Genomic DNA, 23,886 nt, shown 5'->3' with positions numbered 1-23,886 from the left:
AATCGCTTGGCCGCGGTTTTTGCGTTGACCCATTTGGATCAATCGTCAGCTGCGGTGTTGTCCGATGGGCAAGCGTCCACTTTGCGGCACTGATAATGCGATCGAGTCGTTCGATGCCGAGAGAGGATGCTGAGAGAGATTGAGTCTGCGGCGTTGCCGGGTGAATCGGGCCTGCGAATAGGGTAATTCAAAGCCCCGATGTCGTCGCCCCCGTCTAGACACTAAACTACTTCCGACGTTCGTTTTCGGCTCGCCGATCGCCCTCCAATTTCTCCCCTCCCTGCCTACCTATTGCCGGATATGACTGAATCCCCACACGCCTCCGATGCGTCTGCCGCATCACCGTCTCGAACCGAATCGTCACGCGACGGTGGACATTCTGGACTGTGGATTATTGCGGCGCTCGTTCTCCTGTTGTTGATTTTGCATCAGGACAATTGGTTTTGGACTGACGGTCGTCTCGTGTTCGGGGTCATCCCCGTCGGGCTGTTTTGGCATGCGTGTTTGTCGATCGGGGCCTCGTTTACTTGGTTTCTGGCGACGCGGATCGCGTGGCCGATCGAGCCGGAATTTGAGGTGACGACGAGCCCACGCAATGACGCTGCTGCTGTGAACGCGCCCGAAGAGAAGGAGGGTGAGAAATGAATTCGTTAACCTCCATTGCGTTTTTGATCGCTCAGGCTCCTCCGGCGAAAGAGGGCTGGCTGAATCATTCAGGATTGCCTCAGTTCGTCATTATTTTGATCTACCTGAGTTTGCTCCTGCTGCTCGGCGTGTTCTCGAGTCGGCTGTTCAGTGGGACGAAGGAAGACTACCAGGTCGCCAGCCATTCGATCGGCCCGTTCCTGTTGTTGATGAGTATCTTCGGGACGACGATGACGGCGTTCGCGTTGGTTGGAAGCAGCGGCGAGGCGTTCAAGGAAGGCGTGGGGGTTTACGGGATGCTGGCAAGCAGTAGCGGCATCATCCACTCGCTATGTTTTTTCTTGATCGGCGTGAAGGTATGGAAGCTCGCCCGGAAGCACGGCTACACGACTCAGATCGAGTTCTTCCGCGACCGACTCGACAGCGACTTCATCGGTTTGTTGTTGTTCCCGATCTTGGTCGGGCTTGTCATTCCTTACCTGCTCGTTGGCGTGATCGGCGGCGGGACGGTGGTGCAGACGTTGACCGCGGGGCTCTCACCGGACTGGTTCCCTGTTCTTTTACCCGACGGCAGTCCGAACCGAGGTCTGCATGGCGGGATCCCGACGCCGTTGGGTGCGTTGCTGATTTGCACCGTGGTGTTGGTGTACGTCTTCATGGGCGGGATGCGTGGAACGACGTGGGCGAACACGTTCCAGACGTTGGTGTTCATGGTGTTGGGCGTTGTCACCTTTGTGGTGATCGCTCATAGGCTCGGTGGTCAGGACGGATTGATGGCCAACCTCAAGGTGCTCGGCGAATCGATTCCGGAAAATAGGGCCACCCGTTCCGAGATGAGCAAGAGTCTGTTCTTTACTTATTTGTTGATCCCTTTGTCGGTCGGAATGTTTCCGCACCTGTTCCAGCACTGGATGACGGCCAAGAGTGCGTCGTCGTTCAAGGTGCCGGTGATTTGTCACCCTCTCTTCATCATGATCGTTTGGGTGCCGTGCGTGCTCGTTGGCGTCTGGGCGACGGGAGATTTGGCCCCACGGTTGCCTTTGATTCCCGGCACCGATCGAGTCAACGCCAACGCGGTGTTGCCATTCTTGGTCAAAACGCAGACCGGTCCGGTCTTGGGCGGGTTGCTCGCCGCAGGGATTTTGGCCGCGATCATGTCCAGCCTCGATAGCCAGTTCTTGTGCATCGGCACGATCTTTAGCAACGACATTTATACTCACTACAAGGGCGAGGAAAATGTCAGCGATAAGCAGCAGGTTTTCACGACCCGGATGTTTATCATCGGTATCGTCGCGGTGACGTATTTCCTGAGCCTGGGGAACCCGACAAGCGTGTTCGCGTTAGGCGTTTGGTGTTTCAGCGGATTCAGTGCGTTGTTCCCGATCGTGTTCCTGGCGCTGTATTGGCGTGGGCTGAGTGCGGCGGGTGCGATCAGCGGCGTGTTCGCGGCGATCATCAGTTGGAGCATCCTGTTCTATCACGGCATTAACTCGCCGAAGGGACTGCGGGAGTTCAAATTCCCGGTGTCTTGGGGGGGCGAAGAGTTTGAAATCATGCCCGTCGTGGTGATGTTTTTGAGCTGCCTGATCACGACGGTGGTGGTTTCGTTGGTGACGCCGAAGCCGAAGCCCGAGACGCTCAAGAAGTTCTTTTGAGCAGAAAGTCGATGGTTGTCACGCTGCCGAGGCGTGACCCAGTGATTCGTTTGGTCGTTAGGGGGTGCCGCCTCCTACTCGACCAACGGTAGTTCGCCCGCTACAGTCTTTCTGCGACGCTATTTTTGTACACGATTGTCGGGAAATCCGCAGGTGAACTACGAATCGATCACGACACAATCGCATCTCGCAGAATTCTGCGAGAAGATTTCCTCCGAGAGCGTGATCGGGTTCGACACCGAGTTTGTCTCGGAGGACTGTTATCGGCCCGAATTGTGTCTCGTCCAGGTCGCAGCGGGTGACCACCTGGCGATCATTGATCCCTATCCGGTCGGGGACACACGTGCTTTTTGGGATCTCCTGGTGACTCCCGGACGCACCGTCGTGGCGCACGCGGCGAGGGAGGAGATTCGGTTCGCGTATCGTTACACCGGCAAACCGATCGCCGGTCTGTTCGACACGCAGTTGTCGGCTGGATTTGTCGGCATCGAGTACCCGGCGTCGCTCGGCACATTGGTGCAGCGTTTGGTCGGTACGACGTTGCCCAAGGGGGAAACGCGGACGAATTGGCGGCATCGTCCGTTGACCAAAGATCAACTCACCTACGCCCTGCATGATGTGACAAATCTGCGTGAGATGTACGACAAGTTGTTGGTGGATATCAACGACCTCGATCGACTCGAGTGGGTTCAGGAAGAGACGATGCGTCTGCAGAACAAGGTGATCGATGCCGAGACATCGGAGAATTGGCACCGGGTCAGTGGCAGTTCGGGGTTGAAGCCACGGCAGCTAGAGATCGTGCGGCAACTGTGGTTGTGGCGCGAGGATGTTGCGAAATCGAAAGACCGCTTGCCACGACGCGTGATGCGAGACGATCTGATCGTCGAACTGGCTAGACGGGGATCAGCCGATACCAAGAAGATTCGCGGCATCCGTGGGCTCGAACGTCGTAACTTTCAGGACCAATATGACGCGATTGCCGCGGCGATCGACACCGCATTGAAAACGCCCGATGAAGATCTGCCGAAGCGGACTCGCGGACGCTCACGCAACGCTTCTCCAATGCTGAGTCAGTTTTTGTCGACTTCGATCGCCTGCATCAGTCGCCAACACAAATTGTCCCCGGCGATCGTTGGGAACTCGGACGACGTGAAGGATCTTCTCGCTTACGAGTTGACTCCGCGACGCGGGACTCCGACGCCGGCTCTGTTGGAAGGATGGCGAGGAGAGATCGTGGGCAAGAGTTTCCGGAAAATACTCGAAGGCAAACTCGCAATCCGCGTTGCGGACGTGACCGAGGATCAGCCGCTCGAGTTTTTCGACTGCGAGACGTCTGTATAAACGATCGCCGATAGCCAAATCAGGCAGAGCACCTGGCCGACCAGCGCGGCCATCGCAATCGCGACGGCGCCTTGGGAAGGAAGCAACGCCGCCACAACGGCGATCATCACGATTGACGCGACAATCCGGCAACGGATCGGTGCGAGCGGGCGGCCGCGACCCTTCACGTAGCTGTCCAGTCCCTGCAGGATTCCTTTGATCGCCGATACCGGTGCGAGCCACAACGCGAAGCGGACCGCCGGATCGAACTCTTCCCCGTAGACCAGATTAACGAGTGGTCCGACGAGCAACATGAAGGCGATCGTTGAGACCGTTTGAATGGCGATCGATCCGCCAAGGATGCGATGAACGTCTCGCGTGGTGAGCGTCCGTTTGTCATCGGCACCAGCGTTGAACAGAAAGATGCCGAGCGTGTTTGGGATCACCGTCAACGGATAGACCACCGGAACCATCGCCGCATAAAAACCTTGCGTGACCAAAGGGATCAACCACATCGCCATGAGCAGGTCGAGCCGCTCGAAGAGGTCCGTCGCGAGCATTGCGATCCCGTACGGCCTGCTCTCGCGGAGGAGTTGGCCGACCGGCGGTTGGCTGTCGCCCCGGAGCGGTTTTTGAATCCCGTGCATGCAGGCCGCCATCGAAATCAGCGACGATACAACGAACAAGCCACACGCCAGTGTCAATGTTACGTTGGTTAGAATCGCGGCGATCAGCAACAGCGTCGGAAACACAGCCGCGGCGACGAAACGCAGCATATTGTAAGCAGCAAACTTGCCGGCACCGCGATCAACAGCGGTCATGATCAGCATGACGTGTTGGCCGATGATGCTGATCGCACACAGGCAACCGAGCGGCATGAGGAAGCGTTTCTCTTCCGGTAAGGCCAACACGTTGAAGGCGACCGCGACCAACGTGGTGATCGTTCCGGTCGTGATGCCCAGCCACATTGCGGCGCGGCGTAGACGCAGGATGTCGGTTTTACCTTCGGCCGCGTACCGGCAGATCACTTCCAGGCCGCCGAAGAGTCCGACGTACAGAAGCAGTTGTACGTAGAGGACCGTGGTTGCATATTGCCCGCGGCCTTCAGGTCCGAGCAATCGGGCCAGCAAAATACCTTGCGTCATTTGCAGGGCAACGATGGCAAAGGCAAAGCCCACCGTTTGCACAAACGAACTTATCTTGCCCAGTCTTCCTGATTGGGTGACGTTTGGCGGAAGGGCCACCCCGTCCGAGACATCCTCCAGGCCGCTTTTTGCCACCGGCGGCGGCTCGCTAATAGCGGTCGGGGCGGTGTCGTTCATCATGGAGGCGGAGTTGGGCGGTGAAGCCGCCGTCGACGGTGCGAGAACGACAGGACATTACGGGAACATTTGCGGCACGAGTATACTCTGCGTTGAGAAACTCGGTAATCACTTCGAGGCAAAACAAAAAAGTTCGCCGTCGAGATTGGTCTTCCAACTCAATCGATCCCGTCGACCACACGCGCCGGTGGGCCGGAGCGGAATTGAATGAATTGATAGACGCCAAAACCCAGGACAACAATCGTCAATGCGACCGCCAAAACGAGTTTGATCTTTTCCAACAATGGATTTTCGCCATCCAGGGCCGCCGAACGTTTCGCCGATTCAGCCCGTCGGGCGGCTCGTTTCTCGCTCGCCTTCTTGTTTCTCGCTTCGCGTTTGGCGCGGGCGGCTTCAGCCTTCTGTTCTGCCGGGCTCTTGATTGGGGTGGTCGGTGACGTCGGAGCGTTGGAAGCTTCCGAAAGGGTGGGGGCGTCCGACAGCGGTACCTCGGTGACGGTTTCGGTCGTCGCGAGACTGAGGCCGGAGGCGGCCGAATTGAGAAATTGGCTGCCGTCGTCGGTGTTGTCGTCTTCGTCGAGCAAACCCGACTCGTCGCTCTTCATCTTCGACTTCGCCCGAATATTTTCGTAACGGGCTTCGCGGTCGGCGTCGTCGTGGGCGGCCAGGAACGCCGCCACGTCGGCTCCTTGCCAAGCGTTGCCCGTCAGCATTTTTTCGGAGCCCTCAGGTGGGGCCGCGGTCACGGGGGCAGGCATGCGCCGTGGCGTGGCGGGAGCGGTTGCCGCGGCGGAGGCGGTCGCTTGAGCTGCGGCCGGTTCGGCGGCTGCGGCGACTTTTTCGATGGGTTCGATGACGACGTTCCACGCCATTTTGCCACATCGTAATTCCGTTCCGTTGGTCACCTCGGTCCAACACCGAGGCGGCAGTCTTTCTCCGTCGAGCTTTGTTCCCGAGGTGCTGTTGAGGTCGATCACATGGAAACGACCCTGCGTCGCCGCGGCCTGGGCGTTGGGACGCAGCAGTTCCCCGTCCGGATCGTCGAGCGGTTGGGGAATGTCGACGCCGAAGTAGAGCAGGCAGTGGACTCGGGAGACCGACCGCGTTTTGGGCCGGATTTGGCAGTTTTTATCCCGCCCGATGAGGTAGAAGCCAGGGTGGATCGGTGCCAGCAAACCGGCACGGCTGCCAGTTGAGAGGATAAGGTCGGGCTTGGTTGGATGCTGATGCTGGCAACGGAAGAACTGCTCATCCGGGGAAACGACAGGCTCCGTGAGATACAGTGCCGCTCGCTTGCGCATGAATGGCGTACGAGGCTGGCTCGCGGAGAGCGATGGATTGTAGCGAAACAACGGTGGATTGGCTAATCGCCTGAGCGTGCCGATCTTAGTCGCTTTCGCCGCCACAATCGCTCGGGATGCCATATTTGCTCAGGATGAGCAGGCTCGATGGAATCCCGTCGTTGCATCGCGGCGACATCGCAGCGACATCGCACCGGGATCTGGCAGCGTGGAGGGGGAATGAATGTCGATTCTGGCGGTCTTTTGGTCGGGAGGCTATCTGCCGGAGCGCTTTCCGGATGTTGGGCGATATTTGCGGGGCGGTTCAGTTGCACGCTTCGATCACGCCGTTCTGTTGGGGGGGTTGGTTTGGGGGCGATCGTCTCTGACGCCACGTTGCGTGCTCAATCAGACGTCATGGAACTTTTCGCGATCCCGAGGCGTCAGATCGCCGGTATCAACCTCACGACCGGTGCAATCGTTTTGTCCGGTCGCGATGGGCGTAAACCCTGCCCAGAACGCGTTTTTCGTTGCTATGCCGGACGCCCCGACTACACTCGCAACTTGAGACTGACGCACAGGCTGCGCAGGTTCCTCATCTTATCCAGACTCGCATTCTCGACGCTTTCGCTTATTTGTGCCGAATCCACGTTCGCGTCGGCACGGTGACCCAGCTCGAGGGTGCATTTGCAACATGAATTTCAGCTTCCTGTCCCCCACTAACGCAACCATTCCGGACCGCGGAGTTTGGGGGCGGTATCACGAGGCCACTGATGACGATCGGTAAACCGGGTAAAGACTTCTCAGGACGTCGTTTCCGCAACAATCTAGCCAACCGGCTTGGGTTTGGCGGCGACGAATCGACGCAACGACGGCGCGGCAAGCGTTCGTTGAGCGTCCGGGAGCGACGAGCGAGAATCGAGCGTCGGTTGCATTCGCAACCGTTGGAGGCACGTCAATTATTGGCGGGGCCTGAGCTCGTAGGCATTCAGCCCAACAGTGGCGAGTTGATTCGCGGCGGCACGTCGATCGAGAACTCCTCGCTGTTCGGTACCGAGGTGCTGCAAACGGCTCCCAACGAATTGCGGTTCCGTTTCGACAGCAATTCGTCGATCGACGTCGACACGCTGCTCAATCCGGCGACGGCGAACGACGATACGTTGTCGCCTCTGGGGCTCAGCATCACGCGTGCGGGCAGCGACCAGCGGTTTGAAACCGCGACGGCCCTGACCGACTTTGGAACGAGCGTCAACGCGAGTGAAAGCCGCCGTATCGAGGTGGAGTTCCGTGCGGCCGCTCCGGGTGTGTCGGGCAACGGCACGACCGTCCGCGTAGTCGAAGCGAGCGTGGCCGGCAGTGCGGCCCCCGTGGTGATTTCGTCGGTCGACCCCGATTTGAAAACCATCGACATCACGTTCAACACGAACGCCCCTCGTGCGGCGACGGTCAGCGACCTGTTGGATACGTTGGAAAATCACCCGACGGCGAATCAAGTCGTGACCGCGTATTCGGTGCACGGTCTGACCACCACCGCGATCGATCAATACGTTCCCGCAGGTGGCTTTGAGTTCAACCTCGACGGTGCGAACACGGCTCGTCTGACGACCGATTTGGGGCTCGGCGATACGACTCAGGTGCGTTTCCTGGCGAACCAGTCCGGTACCGGCGGCCGCGACATCAGCATCAGCATCACGCCGGCGAACCTGGGTTCGTCGTCGACGCCGTTGGTGAGTGTGACGAACAACGTCATCAACATTCGTATCAATTCCAATTCATCGGCTCAGACCACCGTCGGCGAATTGATCGCTGCGGTCAATGGCAACCCGACTGCGGCTAACCTGGTGACCGCGTCGCTGCAGCGTGGCGCGTCGACCGGCGAGATCCCGACCACCTTCACGACGGTTTCGACGGACAACCCGAGCGGTTTGCCTTTGTCGGGAGCGAGCGACACGGTCGTGCCGGCCGGATACGTCGGAATCGGTGACACTGCCAACGAAGTTGTGTTCCGTTTTGCCGAACCGCTGCCCGATGACGCATATCAAATCGAAATCTACGGCGAAGGCGAACGTGCCCTTCTCAATACCGATGGCGAAGCGTTCAACGACGGAGTGGACTTCGCGGTTCAGTTCGAGATCAACTCGCCGCCACAGGTTCTCGCCGTCGTGCCGGAACCGGTTACGAAACTCGATGACGGACGATTGATCTCCGAACCGAACGTGATCGAGGTCTACTTCACCAGCGATGTCAACGATTCGGTCCTGATCGAAGACTATTACACGGCCGTGTTCACTCGCGATTCGGTGACCGGCGGAGACGACGTCGAAATCAAACCGATCGATGTGGTTGCTCTCGACGGTCGATCCGACGCGGTACGAGTCGTGTTCAACTCGCCGTTCTCACGTACACCAGATCCGGACAACCCGGGTGATTCGATCGAAGGAGCGGTTCGCTTCCGCGTGGGCAATGACACTTCGTTGCCGATGGAACCGGTGGTGACTCCGGTTACCGAAGCGGAGTCCGGCGACAGCATTTTCGCCAACCCGTCGTCGCCGACCGAAGAACCGGGGCCGATGATCCTGACGGACTTCAACGGCGTCAACCAAGATCAAGCCACCGCGATACGTCTGACCGGCGGCAGCATTGACACGCCGATCGGGCAAATCCTGCAGTTCCCAGGTGGTACCGACTACGAGGGTGTTCAGGACATTCGTCCGGACGACCCTACCGGCAACGATCGCGTTGTGCCTTTGGGCATTTGGCGAACCGACGGTGATACCACCGACGGGATCAGCACGATCTATTACAACTTCCCTGACGAATGGCAGGGCGAAGATTTCGGAACGCAATCGACCGACCTGGACGAAACCTACTCCAACGCGATCACCGAACAGCAAAAGCAACGCGTCCGAGAAGTCGCGGCTCTGTTCAGCGAGTATCTCGGCGTGCAGTTTATCGAAGTGGGCCAGGACGCCGCCGCAGCCATCTCGGATCCCAACTTCGCGGGCGAAGCCGGACCGGTTTACAGCATCGGTGTGGGCGAATTGGCGAGCACGTTTGACGGAACCACCGCGGCGGTCAACAGTGCTGCCGGTGGCGTCACCGTGGCAAACCGCGCCCTCGACGATCTGGGAAACACCTTCCTGCCGTTTGACGTGGATACGGTTCCGGTCAACGGAAATCAATTGATCGTCCTGGATGGACAGGATTTTGATCAAAGCACCGATGACTTCACCGGCGGCGAATTCTTCCGCGGTGTGTTCTTGGGAATCGGTCAGTTGCTCGGTTACGGCTACGCCGACCACCTTCCGCAACCGATCACGCAGTCGACCGAATCGGTCCTCGATCCGGATACCTCGGCAGCGGAAAATCCAACGACGACGGCGGATCTGGTTGATCTGAACGAGGCTTCCTATCCGAGCCCCGCAGACATCGTCAACGGTCAGTTCTTATATCGTCCCGAGAGCAACGACATTGACCTGTATCAGTTCACGCTCGCCAACGCGGGAACGCTGAACGTTTCGACGATCGCGGAACGTTTGTCATCGTCGAGCACGCTCGACACGATGCTGCGTCTGTACAAGATCGAGGGCGGCGTGCCGATTGAGATCGCAGCCAACGATGACTACTTCAGCAACGATTCGATGATCGAAATCGAAGTCGAAAGCGGAACGTACGTCGTCGGTGTCAGTGCGTCCGGAAACGACCAGTACGATCCGATCATTTCGGGAACGGGCATCGGCGGTGTCAGCGAAGGCGACTACGAAGTTTCGATGACCTTCACGCCGCGAACGACCAGCAACTCGTCGATCTCCGACGGTGTGAACATTCTCGACGGCGATGCCGACGGGGAAGCGGGTGGTTTGTTCCAGTACTGGTTCGAACCGAACGACGCCAACAACACTGTCTACGTAGACAACTCGGGAACAGCGAGCGGAACCGGAACCCTCGGATCGATCTCCAACCCGTTCACGACGTTGAGCCAAGCGTTCAGCAGCGTCGAGAATCGACGTGGCACTGACAACCCGGTCGAAGTGGTTCGAGTGGTCGGAAGCGACGACGATAGCACCAGCCCGACTTACCAAATCGGCACCACGCAACTCGGATCGGCACTGACCAACGGCGAGTTGACCACCGTCGACGTGCCGAAGGACGTGAACCTGATTCTCGATGCCGGTGTACGGTTTGAAATGTCCGGTAGTCGGATCGGCGTGGGCAGCACGTCGGCGTCGGTGGACCGAAGCGGTGCATCGATTCAAGTCCTCGGAACGCCGGATAATCCGGTCGAGTTGGTTGGCTTTGGCACCAACCCGCAAGCCGGAACGTGGGGCGGTATCGAGATCCGTGGCGACATCGATTTTGCCGATGACAGCCGCACGAACATGGAAGAGAACGGTATCTTCCTCAACCACATTCAATACGCCGACATTCAACACGCCGGTGGCCAGGTTCGTGAAGGTGGCGAACTGCGACGAGTGTCTGCCGTTGAGTTGGCCGAATCGCGTGCGACGATCATCAACAGCATGATCTCGCAGTCGGGTGACGCAGCCATCGCGGCGACACCGAACACGTTTGAGGAGACTCGCTTCGACGAAGCCCGTTTCCAAAATGACATCGACCCGACCACCGGGGAGACGGAATACTTCACGAGCGACTTTGTCCGAATCGGGCCACACATTCGTGGCAACACGATCACCGACAACACCTACAACGGTTTGTTGATTCGGATCAACACGCCGGCCGGTGGCAGCACCGAGACGTTGGACATCAACGCCCGTTTCGATGACACCGACATCGTTCACATCCTGATTGAGAATCTCCTCATCGAAGGTAATCCGGGCGGTCCGGTCAGTTTGAACGACAGCCCGAGTTTGTTGCTCACGCAAGCCAACCCGGTCGTCAACACACCGACCCAAGATAACGGTGACATCCCTCAGGGCGATTATGTCTACCGGATGACCTACGTCACTCGAGACGGTTTCGAAAGTGCCGCGAGCGACGTCAGTCAGACCGTTTCGTTGACCGCAACCGGTGCGATCACGCTGAGCAACCTGCCGACCGTGGTTTCGGGTGCGGGCTACACCGGTCGCCGTTTGTATCGCGCCGAAGTCATCGGCACCGACGCCGATGGGCTGCCGATCTATAGTGACTTTATGCGAGTCGGTCGACTCAATACATCGTCGACGACCTTCACCGATACCCTCGCGGTCGGCGACACGCTGTTGGACCCGAGCCGTCTGGGCGTGGGCAGTTTGGCGTTGGCCGGACGTCTCGATCCGGGCCTGACGATCGACCCGGGCACGATTTTGAAGATGAACGATGCCCGCATCGATGTCACCTTCGGTGCCCGATTGTACGCCGAGGGAACTGACACCGCACCGATCGTGATGACGAGTCTGAATGATCGTCGATACGGATCCGGCGGAACGTTCAATACCAACGGTTTGCTGCAGGACTCCACCCCGGGAGCGATCTCGAGCGGCGAGGCGGGCGACTGGGCCGGCATCTATGCCGCGTTTGGTGCCGATGTTTCGATCGACCACGGTGTGATCGCCGGTGGCGGTGGTGTGTCGCGGGTGGAGGGCGGTTTCGCCAGCTTCAACGTGATCGAAGCCCACCAAAGCAACCTGCGGGTCGCCAACACGCGATTCGAAAACAACGATGACGGCCGTTCGGCGGTCAACGACAGCAGCGACCCATCGGATCCGCTCGCAGAACGCGTCGGACGTGTGAACAACGCCAGCGGAACGATCTTCGTTCGTGGATCGCAGCCGATCATCGTGGGGAACACGTTCATCGACGGCAGCGGCCCGACGTTGACGTTTGACGTCAACAGCTTCACGTGGGAAGAGCAAACCGACTACGGTCGTTCGACCGGCATGCTCGACGCGATCGAACTGCGTGGTAACAGCGGCCCGTTGATCAAAGATAACCGCATCGAAACCGACTTCGGATTGGCCGGGATGGAAATCCGTGGCGGCGAAGTCGCGACAGAGGTGGTTTGGGACGATACCGATATCGTTCACATTGTCCGCGATACGATCGAAGTCCCCAACCAACACATCTACGGTGGGTTGCGAATCGAGAGTGACGCACGTGCCTCGTTGGTGGTCAAGTTTGATACGCTCGGCGACACGCCTGAGCAAACGTTGTTCTTTACTGGAATCAACACCGATGTCGATCCGGCAGACCTGCCGACCCCGGGTGATGTCGACTTCGTGTCGGACGGTTCGCTTGGTGAGGCGGGTGACTTCACCTCCGTCACCGCCGATGACACCGCGACGCTCGACTACACCGTTACCGCGGGCGACGACTTCATCGAGGTTCAAATCATCGAACCGGTTGGAGCGACGGTTGCAGACAATACCTTCAACGGTTTTCAAATCAGTGCCGAGTTTGACCTCGGTGCGTTCGACAACGCGACGTTGGATATCGGCGACACGACACTCAACGGCTTTGACAGCGACCGAGTGACGGTGATCGACGGCAACTTGTTCTTGAACCTTGCCGGCTTGACGTTCGAACCGAACGATGTGATTCGCATCGATACCGGAACATTGTTCCCCGTCAGTGACGTGGAGTTTGAGTCCGATGCGTTGCTGCGTCAGCAGGCAGGTATCATCGTCGGTGGTAACGCTTACACCGCCGAAGAAGAACTCAACGGCATCGCCGATCGCATCGGCGGCAGTCTGCAGGTGATCGGCCAGCCGGACTTCCCTGTGATCTTGACTTCGTTGGCCGATGACAGCGTGGGCGCAGGTTTCACGCCGGCCGGTTTTGCGAACTTGGACACCGACGGAGAGAACATCGACCCGACCGCGGGCGGATGGGACGGAATCGTGATCCGCGAAGCGGCATCGGATTCCAACGCATCGATCACGTCCGAAAACGAGCCTTCCAACGTCGGCCAGAGCGATACCAACGCGATCGCGAGCCAAGCACAATTCCTCGGCGAAATCGCACCGGACCGTGCTTCGGGTGACGAGAACCGTCGCCTCGGTTTGATCGTCGACGGCGAGTTGTCCAGTTCAAGTGACGTGGACGTTTACTCGTTCGTAGCCGAAGCCGGCACGCAGGTATGGTTGGACATCGACCGGACCGATCTCAGCGTCGACACCGTGATCGAATTGGTTAACGCGAACGGTCAAACGTTGGTGCTCTCCGATGACGCGATGCAGGAGGCCGCGTTGATCGAAGAACTGCTGAGCCTCGACGCTGCCGATCCTGCCAACGACGCCCGCCGCGAAGAATTGACTGAACTGATCAATTCACGAACCGGTCGCGGAGACCAAGCCCTCGATATCGATTCGATCTTCGGTTTGGCGACCGGCCAAATCGACGCCAGTGCCGGTCTCGTCGCGTTCCAGGACAACTACTCGATCAACAGTCGCGACGCGGGCATGCGAGTCATCCTGCCTGGTGTTGTTGGCCAAACGACGCTCTATCACGTCCGCGTCCGTAGTGCCGTTTCGACCAGTTCGAAGGAAAACCTGACCAGCGACGGGAAGAACCCGATGGTGGTCGGCGACACGAGCAACGTGTTCGACAACGAATCGACAACCGATCAAGACGGCGGTCTGCGGATGGGCCTGACCCAAGGTTCGTACCAGTTGCAGATTCGCATCGAAGAGTCCGACGTCTCGCCAGGGACCCAGATCCGTTACAGCGATGTGATGTACGCCGATAACGGTGTGCAGGTCATCGGTGGTCCGATGCACAGCCCGTTGACCGGGGAAGACTTCGAAACGGCTGGTGACAACGACACCTTTGCCAACGCACAACGTCTCGGCCTCTACGACACGCAGTTCACCGGCGATCCAGCACTCGATGCGGGAACCGTGGTGTTGCCCGATGGTTCCATCTTGGTGTCACGCGATACGGCCACCGAAGACCGTGTCGATGTGGAACTCAACAATGGTGCCGGTCCGCTCTCGTCGGATCGTTTGGCCAAGAACGTGTCGGGCTTCATCGATGGAACCGACGACGTCGATTGGTTCGAATTCGAGATCGAATACCAACAACTCACCCGCGACGCTGCGGCGATGTATCTCGCTACGGTGTTCGACATCGATTACGCCGACGGGGCATCCCGTGCTGACCTCTCGCTGTACGTCTTTGACGCAGCGGGCAACTTGGTCTTGATCGGTGGCGATTCGAACATCGCTGACGATATCACGTCATCGGGCGGCACAACGACGTCGGATCTCGAACGCGGTTCGTATGGTACCGCCGACCCGTACATTGGATCCGCCGAACTGCCTGAGGGAACGTATTACGTTGCGATCTCGAACAAGTATCAGGCACCTGCCCAACTCGATCAATTCACCTCGCGTAATCCGACCAACCCGCTGATCCGCCTCGAACCGGTCGACAGCACTCGCCGGATCGCCGAGGAAGGTTTCGAGAACTTCGGGAACCCGTCGACCTACTCGCAGGTCGCCGAGGGGCCAGTGGTTCCGGTTCTGTTCGACAACGATTCGATCATTGATTACACGCTCGATGACGTGCTGTTGTACGTCAACACCGGCAGCGATCTGTACTTGGTCAATCCGTTCACCGGCGAGACTTATGCGGAACTCGGTGAATTCGGAACGACCATCCGTGACATCGCGTTCACCGCCAACGGCGAGTTGTTCGGTTACACCATTCCGGAAGAACTCGACGACGGCAGTTACACATACGCCCGAATCGATACGGTCGATGCGACGATCACGCCGCTCGAAAACACCGGCATCGAAACGTCGCATGATTTGGAAATCGAAGAAGACGCCGTGCAGGTGCTCGACGAGGATAGCGATGACGGTTTGATCGTCGAAGGGATCACGATTCGTGATCGGGCTGGCGAAGAGACCGGCTTCTTCGTCGCCGATCGGCCAATCGTCCGTCAAGGTCTGACGTCTGGTTTCAATTTCAATCGTCAGGGTTACACGACCAACATCCTTTACGCGTTCGATGAGGAGACCGGGGCCGCAACCGGCCCTGAGTTTGATCTCACGCTCGCTAACGCGGGTGCGGGAACCAATATCCGCGAAGTCGGCCAGATCGACACGAGCGAAGATCCCGACGACGGCCAACCGGACGACGCCAACGTGATCGGCGTCTCCTCGGCGACCGCAATCAACTCCGCCGGAGTTGCGGTGCCTCAGTTGTTCGATGGTGATAGCTTCACCGTGACCAACGGAACGCAGTTCGTCACGTTCGAACTCAATCAGGGTTACACGCTGATATCGTCGGACCCGGCGAGCATCGCCAATGGCACGACTTTGTCGATCACTCTGCCAGGTCGATCACCGGTGATCTTCGAGCTGACCAATGCTCAAGACCCGACCACGCCGGGCAATGTGATCGTGAACATCGATCGAACGGCGAGCAACACGGTCTTTATCGAACAACTCGCCGCCGCGATTCGTGCAGAAGCTCCGGACATTCCGGTCTCGTTCGAAGGAACGCAGTTGGCGTTCCCGACCGCGACCTCGGTTGCCCTGACATCACCGAACGCAAACCCAACAACGGGCTTGACGCTCAACGGCAGTAACCTGGTTCAGTCTGGCAACGTGCCGATCACGTTGTTGCCAACCGATTCGGCAGAAACGATTGCCAACCGAATCGTCCAGGCGATCGCAACGCAAAACGCGAGCGGTGCACTGCCGACCGTCATCGGAACATCACTCGGCCATGCTGTGCAAGTGACCGGTGTCGTTGTCAGTGCCAACTCCACGGGCGGTAACCTTCGTCTCGGCGGGTTTGCCAACGGCGGATCCATCACCGGGATCGAGATGGTCGGAAACGCGTTGTATGCCGTGTCCGACGCCGGTGGCCTGTACTTCGTATCTGCTGGTTCGCTCAACGGAAACGGAAACAATGACGTCGGCCAATACGTTGCCTCGTCAACCGACCTGATCGGTATTCAGTTCTCCGGTCTGCGTACGGGGCCCAACAGCCTCCGCGATGACCAGGGGCGTGAAATCCTGTTCGGGATCACGAACTCCGGGGAAATTCACGCGTTCAACCTCGAAGGTGAATTGTTGCCTGTCTTTGCAGGCGGACGCACCTCGATCAGTACGGGAATCTTCGGAGCACAAGGTCTCGACTTCGCAACGTTGGACTTCAACCTGTGGCACGTCACCGACGCGCGGGATACCGACGAAGGGCACGGAATCAACGATGCCTTCCATGGGGCACGTCCTGATCAAGGTGATGCCAACAACTCGCTCGTGTTCAACTACACCGCGGCCGCGTTCAACAACAACTACACGGATGGCGAAGAACCCGTGCAGGGACTCGGCACCGCTGCCCAGAACGTGCGTCAAGACGGACAGGACGTCGAGGGGACGTACAACTTCCCCGGCGGTGCTCACGGATCGGTGCAGTCCAACGCCTTCTCGTTGGCCGGCTACTCGGCGGACGACCTGCCGACGATGTACTTCAACTACTTCTTGGAAACCGATGGTGTCGACGAAGAAACCGAGGACGACACCAACCTGTTCGACGAAGACCAGGATTCGCTGCGGGTTTACGTCGTCGACCAAAATGGTGTCGAACACCTCGTTGCGACCAACAACGAATTGCGACGTGATCTCTTCAACGACGATGAGTTCGACGATCCGGCGGAATTCGGTATCTATGACGACGACATCGATGTCGATGTGCAGCAACTCTACGACAACACCGGAACGTGGCGTCAAGCTCGTGTGTCGCTGAGCGAATTCGCCGGCCAGAGTGGACTGTCACTGCGGATCGAATTTGCGACAGCCGGAACGACGTCGACGCTGACTAACGAGATTCGAACGGTTGCGGCGAGCGAACTGATCGACGGCGAAACGCTCGTGATCAACGGCGAAACGTTCTCGATCGACATGGCTCCTGTCGTGACGTTCTCTTCGGGAACATCGCTGGCCGAGTTCTATCAGGACCCGAACGCGACCTCGACGTTCACGGTCGATGGGCAGACTTATCTCCTCAACGACGGAACCCGGGTCGTACCTGCTGGCGTGATTTCGATCGACCTCCTGGCCGATCAACCGGCCGGAGCAACGCTCGATAGCCTGACTGCGGCTGATATTGCACGCACGGTTGCCGAGGGATTTGAACGACAAGTCGATCTCAGTCGTGTGTTGCCATCGGGTACCGAGATCGAGCAGTTCTATGATGCCAACCCGATTCCGATCGGTGCCGATCCTGATGAGTACTACGCGGACAATCCGGATAAACTGTTTACGGTGTATCTCAACGGTACCGAGTTCGTTCTGCTCGACGGAGACACTCAGCGAAGTGACCTGACGCTCGAATTCAACAACGACCTGTTCACCTTCCCGAGACAGGTGGACGTGTTCGAAACCTTCCAGCTCCTGTCGGTCGACGGAACCGACGCGACATCGCTCGATGATCTGTCTGATGACGATGTGGCATTTGTGATCGGAACGCTGATCGGCGAAACCGATTTCGCGGTCGACTACGATCAACTCGTTCCATCCGCCGGGATCCTTGATAACTACTACGCCGATGCAGACGTGACGTTTGTTGTGACGATCGACGATGTCGGATATGTCCTCAACGACGGTTTGCGAACGGTCGGTGTGAATCAAGTTTCGGTGCCGCTGGGCACGGACGTGTCACAGGCCGACATTGCCGGCGAATTGCAGTCGGTCGTCGAGAGCAATACCGGCGTGCAAACGCCGTCCTACGCATCGATCGACCAGTTCGACTTTAGCGATCCATCCGATCCGACCGATCCGTTCGGTAACACGAACCCGGCCGGAGAACTCGGCCGCAACGATCTGACCTACCAAGCGACCCCGATCAGCTACAGCGGCGGCAACTTGGTGGTCAACGGCCGCGGGACGCTCGGTACGATCACGCCATCCTTGATCACCAATCGCGGTGACATTGACATGGTCAGTGTCGATAACGTGTTGGCGGGAACCACGATCAGCGTGAGCGTGACATCCGATCAGCCGGGCGTCGAAAACAACATTCGCTTCTTCGACGAAGACGGTATCGAGTTGTTGGCCGATGGTGGCGGTTTGCTCGCTGTTGAGAACATCTCCGACGGAACCGTCTCGGTCGTTGTCCCGAGCGACGGGTTGTACTACATCGGCATCAGCGGTCCGGAAAACTCCACCTACGACCCACGCATCTCGGGAACCGCCGACGCCGCACAGACCGGTGGCTACGCCGCGACCGTGGTGATCCAAACCGACATGAACATCACCGCCTCCGGTGCGAGTGTTGAATTCAACGGTGCCGGATTGGTGAGTGTCGGCACTGCGGAGGTCACCGATGGTGCCGCCGACGGATTGGCCGTCAGCAACCAGACCGAACTGGTTGGGACACCGATCCGAGTCAATCGTGATGACACCGCTGCGGACGTCGCGTTGGCGTTGCAATCTGCGGTGGCGGAACGATTCGCCGACGGCAACACGGACTTAGTCCCGGTCGCGGGAACGGCGGTTCGTCTGCCAAACCTCAATGTCGATACCGACCTGCTCGGCCCGTTTGTTTCGACCGCTCAGCGTTATGGCGATCAATTCGGCGGCGACTATCAGGCCGGTGCATCGGACAACGCGTTCGAGGGTGCGTATATCGACGACATCATCATCGGCTTTGCCGAGCGTGGTGAAATGGTGACGTCCGCGACGCCGATCGATGCCGACGAAGCGTTCGTCGATTCGGGAGAGCTGTCGCTGACATCGCCCGCCGAAACGCCACGTCCGACGTCGTCGGGCTCTTACCAGCTCGAGATTCGTGACGCATCTGAATACATCGCCTCGGGAGCTGTTCTCGAAGACGCACCGAACTTGGTCGACGCTCGCTTCCGGGCATTCGACACGAACGACCGGTTGGTGTCCTCGAGCGTTTCCCTGACGACGAAATCGGCGTCGGAGATCTTGGACGGTTCGACGTTCACGATCGCCGGAGCGAACAACCGCGTGACGTTCGAATTCGACGTTCTCGACGCGGCGGGCAACAGCAACGGCTTTGCACAGAACGCGAACCGTGTGCTGGTCCAAGTTGCCGCAGACGCGACGGCGGAAGAAGTCGCCGACACGATTATCTCGCGAATCAACTCGCAGCAGGTCAGCACGCTGCTCGGCGTGACAGCGACGCGTGGCAACCTGACCCGTATCAATACGTCAGGCAGTGTGCCCGATAGCCGTATCAACCTTTCCGGTGCGTCCTCGATTCGCACCAATGCGATTGGCGCGACCGCGTTTGTATCAACGAGCACTGACGATCTTCGCGGGGACACCAACCGTGATCGCATCGAACAAGGTGTGATCATGATCGAGAACAGTCGCTTCATCTACAACGAAGACGCTGGTCTGCAGATCTCGCGTGACGCCGAAGAGTCGGTGATCTCCAACGAAGAGACCGATTCGACACCATCATTGGTGACCTACGCTCGAAACTTCCTCGAACTCAACACGGAGAACCTCGTTCCCGGTGTCGTCGTTCGAAACAACACCTTCGCGTTCAACGAAGAAGTCGGCATCGACATCAGCGGGTTGGAAAACGGCGGACTGGCGTCGCAGAACCCTGTCGGATTCGACCGTATTCTCAACAACACGTTGATGGGTGGAACGATCGAGCAAACCGTTGGCCTCGGTTCGCAGATCTTCGAATCGATCTTCTTCCCGCTCGGTGCGATTTCATTCGCCGACAGTGTTGTCGACAGTGAAACGGTGTTTGGCCCCGATGTGGAAGCCTCGTTCACCGACAGCGAAGCGGCCCTGGGTTCGCCGGATTGCTACGGCGTGTCGGATACCGATCCCGAAAACGGACTGTTTACCTTCTCGCTCGGTTCGGGCGGAAGTGCCGTGTTCGCCTTCGACGACAACTTGTTGACGGGTAGCTCGAGCAACCCGGATGCGGTCATGGGAGTCGGAGATGGAATTGATGACTTGGTGATCTTCGAAACCGGAATCCCTGAACGGGTTCGGGTCGAAATCAGCCGCGACGGCATCACGTACTTCAACGTCGGTGAGATCTTCGGGCTCGAAAACACGATCGACCTCGACGCGTTCGGGTTCGGACTCAGTGACCGATTCTCGTACGTGCGATTGACCGACCTGTCGCCTTCGGGAACGAACAACTTCGGTCCTGGTGGTGCTGACATCGATGCAATCGGTGCGATCTCGACGGTGCCACGTGATCAATTCATCGCCGGTCAAACCGGTATTCAGGTCGCCGATAACTCGGCACCGACACTGCTCAACAACGTCGTCAGCAACTTCGATGTCGGCGTTTCGGTGTCGCCAACACCGGATGCTGGCAGCGGTTTGGTCGATGTGTCGGCCGACCTCACGGTGATCGGTGGCACGACCTACTATCGCAACACGCTAGCGTCCGCGATTGCGGGAGTTGAAGGTTTCGGGCAGTCGGCTCAATTCATCGACTCCAGCGAGTCGGTGTTCGTCGACCCGTTGAACCTGATCTTCACACCGCAATCACGCACACCGATCATCGACAGCGGTATCGCATCGCTCGAAGACCGTGCGTCGCTGATCTCGCTGCGTAACTCGCTCGGCCTGCCGGAGAGCCCAATCTTTGCTCCGACGTTTGACGCGAACGGACAACTCCGCGTCGACGACCCGACGTTTGATACTTCGTTCGGTGTCGGGCTGAGCGGATTTGTTGATCGCGGTGCCGAAGAGCGGACTGACAACGAAGGTCCGCGATTCGTGCTCTCGTCACCTCGCGGGCAAGACCTGATCTTCGATCAAACCCGAGAACTCTTCGGACGTTCGATCACGCAGGGGACGATCTATGACGCGTTCGAGATCCAACTGATCGACGGCATCATCCCGGCCGATACCGGCAACGGCGTTGGTGTCAACGACAACACCGTGACCAGCGAAAATATCCTGGTCACACGCTTGGTCGTCGGCAGCACCGAAGTCGAACTGCTCGAGGAAGGTCAGGACTACACGTTCTCCTACGAACCTGCCGACAACATGATCCGGATCACTCCGATCGCAGGTATCTGGGCCGACAATGCGGTCTACACCGTCGAGTTCCTCGGAACCGAAATGGGCAGTGCGGACGGTTTCAACGCTGTCCTCAAAGCCGAAAGCGGAACCGAATACGCGGATGGCGAGAAGACGTTCATCGACGGACAAGTCCTCGAAACCGAACTCGGTATTCAGTTGTCTGTATTGGCCTCAGAGCTTACCGAGGTTGATGACCTTACCGGTCTGACATCATCAGTGCTCGGCGGGCAAACGATTACGGTCTTCGACGGAATCAATTCCGAAGTAACGTTTGAATTCGTCACGGACATCACCGAGGAAGTCGTCGACGGCATTGTGACGTCGTCAGGTAACTACGCGATCCGATTGCCATCGACGGCAACCGCACAACGTGTGGCACTGTTGCTCACCAACGCGATCAACGAGTTGGTGCAGTCGCAACCGAGCGTGCTCAACATCGAAGCCGTCTATCTCGAAGACGACGGAACCTCGACGACGGGCCGCATGCAACTGCTCGGAACTCACGCTACCAGCAACCTTGCCTACGTGAGCTTCGACGATGATTCGATCTTCCGTCAGGTGAACCAAGAACTCGACGTTCAATTGCTGCCCGATATCACGATCGACACTGATGGAACGCGTTTGTCGAACTACAACGAAACAATCGTTGTGTTTGATGGCACCCGTGAGGTCGCGTTCGAATTTGACACCGACGGAATCATTGACGCGGTGGATCCAAACGTCGATCGTGTCGTGTTGCCGGTCGCCGAGGACGCTTCGCTGCGTGAGTTGGTTCAGGCATTGTTGCAAGGGTTCCAAGACGAAGGGCTCGAGTTGCAAGCATCCGGTGCCTCGGGCGTGTTCCGAGTTCGCGGAACCGATGGACCGATCTCGTTGTCGGCTGAATCCGGCGGTGCGTCGGTTACCGGCAACAGCGACATCGGCGTCGCGCTCGGGTTTGGAATGCAGATTCCGACGATCGCCGGCGAGATGTCAGAGGCGGTTCAAGACGGTCAGACGTTCACAATCGCGAGCGGCCTAGCAACGCCGGTCACTTTCGAGATCGATTTCGACGGTACGACGTCCACCACCGGTGCGATTCCTGTGACGGTCTTCGGTGGAGGCTTTGGCGGTTCGCCGGATGCCCTCGCCAACGCGATCGTTTCGGCGGTCTCAGCGGTCTTCCCATCGTTGACACCGATCAACCACGGTGGCGGCACAATCACGCTCGGTGGTGATGACGACATTCGTTTGAACACCGCAGGCACGGTGATCGAACAAGTCGGTTCGCCGGGTGATCCGGCATCGCAAGCCGTCGTGATTCGTTACAACGACGATTCCAATACGGTCGCCGAAGCCTTCGGTGATGCGGCACTCGCTGCCGGCCTGGGCGGCGTCGACGGTACCGACGTGCAACAGATCGACAACCGTGTGCTGTTGAAGACCGAAACCACCCCACGCGGTGACGCTGTGGTGACCGAGTTCATCGCTGACCAAGCAGGCAACCGTCTGCAACCGGCCAGCGAGCAAGTGGGATCCCGCGTTGAGATTCTGGTCGGACAGTTGTCCGATTACGGCGACGCTTCCCTGACGTTTGGCAACGGTCAGAACTATCCGACCACGATCCAAGCGGGCGGCCCGAGCCATACGATCGTCGACAATGACGACGACGCGTTGTTCCTCGGCAGTTCGGTCACGGCCGACGTCAACGGCACCAACGATGACCTCGATATCGACGACGGAGTTATCCAGCTCGGAACCCTGCAGCCAGGGTTCAGTAGCGATTTCGAAGTTTCGATCAACCAGCGTCAAGGAGCACCTTCGCCTTCGAGCACCAGTTATCTCGATGTCTGGTTCGATTGGGATGGCGATGGTGTGTTCGAGGAAGCCGCCGGTGAAGTTGACCGGTACACGTTCGCCGCGAACACTCCGTTCCTGATCAACACGCTGACGGTGGACGTTCCTTCGACGGCACAACTCGGCGACGTGCAAGCACGATTCCGATTGAGCTACGAAGCCGACTTGGGACCACTCGGTGCGACCAACGCGGGTGAGGTGGAAGATTATGTCTTCACCGTCATCAACAACCCATTCACTGCGACGACCATTGTCGAAGACGTCAATGACAGCGGTGCGGTCACTCCACTGGACGCCTTGTTGATCATCAACGTGATCAACGCCAATGATGGGTCGGTCGACCTCGACAACGTTCCGGCCGGCATCACGTTGCCGGAATACCCGGACGTCAACGGCGATGGCATGGTCAGCGCGGTCGACGCACTTCGCGTGATCAACTACCTCAACGCCAACAACCGACCAGGCGAAGTCATCCCGAGTTCCGAACCGCTCAGCAGCGCGGCGACCCAATCGGTTGCGTACTCGCCGGTTGCCGACGGAGTCTTGGCGACGAATTCGACGATCCAGTTCGATCCGACTCTGGCACCTGCGACCACTACGACAACGGCAACGCCTTCGGGCGAGCCTTTGCCGGTGCCGGTAGCCGGTGAGTCACCGTCGCTCGACGAATCCCTCAGCGAATCGGCCAAGACGAGCGTGTTTGATTCTGCCGCGACGATCGGGCTCGACGGCATCGTCGACGCTCTCGCTCAGGACCGTCAGGATGCACAATCGTCGCAATCCGATGATGAAAACTCCGTGCTCGATGATTTTTTCGCCGAGTTGGGGTGATCTGAGGAGG

At 58.5% G+C, this 23,886-nt stretch carries 6 protein-coding genes; 4 read left to right on the top strand and 2 right to left on the bottom strand.

The genetic code is table 11. From position 1 onward, the window contains the following. Nucleotides 1-300: 300 nt before the first annotated feature. From RSSM_RS26540 to RSSM_RS26530, 3 genes are all read left to right on the top strand, one after another. Nucleotides 301-645, top strand: a complete 345-nt coding sequence (locus tag RSSM_RS26540; protein ID WP_008687045.1) for a DUF3311 domain-containing protein — start codon at nucleotides 301-303, stop codon at nucleotides 643-645. After that, nucleotides 642-2,300: a sodium:solute symporter family protein gene (locus RSSM_RS26535; protein WP_008687043.1), complete on the top strand. Its 1,659-nt coding sequence runs from the start codon at nucleotides 642-644 to the stop codon at nucleotides 2,298-2,300. The genes RSSM_RS26540 and RSSM_RS26535 overlap by 4 nt, the downstream gene beginning before the upstream one ends. Before the next feature lie 153 nt (nucleotides 2,301-2,453). Continuing rightward, nucleotides 2,454-3,641, top strand: coding sequence for a ribonuclease D (locus RSSM_RS26530; RefSeq protein WP_008687041.1), 1,188 nt, complete (start codon nucleotides 2,454-2,456; stop codon nucleotides 3,639-3,641). Here RSSM_RS26530 and RSSM_RS26525 read toward each other — a convergent pair. Beyond that, nucleotides 3,602-4,765, bottom strand: a complete 1,164-nt coding sequence (locus tag RSSM_RS26525) for a lipopolysaccharide biosynthesis protein (protein ID WP_236621409.1) — start codon at nucleotides 4,763-4,765, stop codon at nucleotides 3,602-3,604. The genes RSSM_RS26530 and RSSM_RS26525 overlap by 40 nt on opposite strands. A gap of 335 nt (nucleotides 4,766-5,100) precedes the next feature. Further along, nucleotides 5,101-6,243 (bottom strand): FHA domain-containing protein, encoded by a 1,143-nt coding sequence (locus RSSM_RS26515; protein WP_160168181.1) that lies wholly within the window; start codon nucleotides 6,241-6,243, stop codon nucleotides 5,101-5,103. A gap of 752 nt (nucleotides 6,244-6,995) precedes the next feature. Here RSSM_RS26515 and RSSM_RS26505 point away from each other — a divergent pair. Beyond that, entirely contained in the window at nucleotides 6,996-23,876 is a 16,881-nt protein-coding gene (locus RSSM_RS26505) for a GEVED domain-containing protein (RefSeq protein WP_008687032.1), read from the top strand. The last annotated feature ends 10 nt before the right edge of the window (nucleotides 23,877-23,886 follow it).

The sequence above is a fragment of the Aporhodopirellula sallentina SM41 genome, from assembly GCF_000346505.1.
In the GTDB taxonomy this organism is placed as follows: domain Bacteria; phylum Planctomycetota; class Planctomycetia; order Pirellulales; family Pirellulaceae; genus Rhodopirellula; species Rhodopirellula sallentina.
This window is presented reverse-complemented; position numbering and strand designations above follow the sequence as displayed.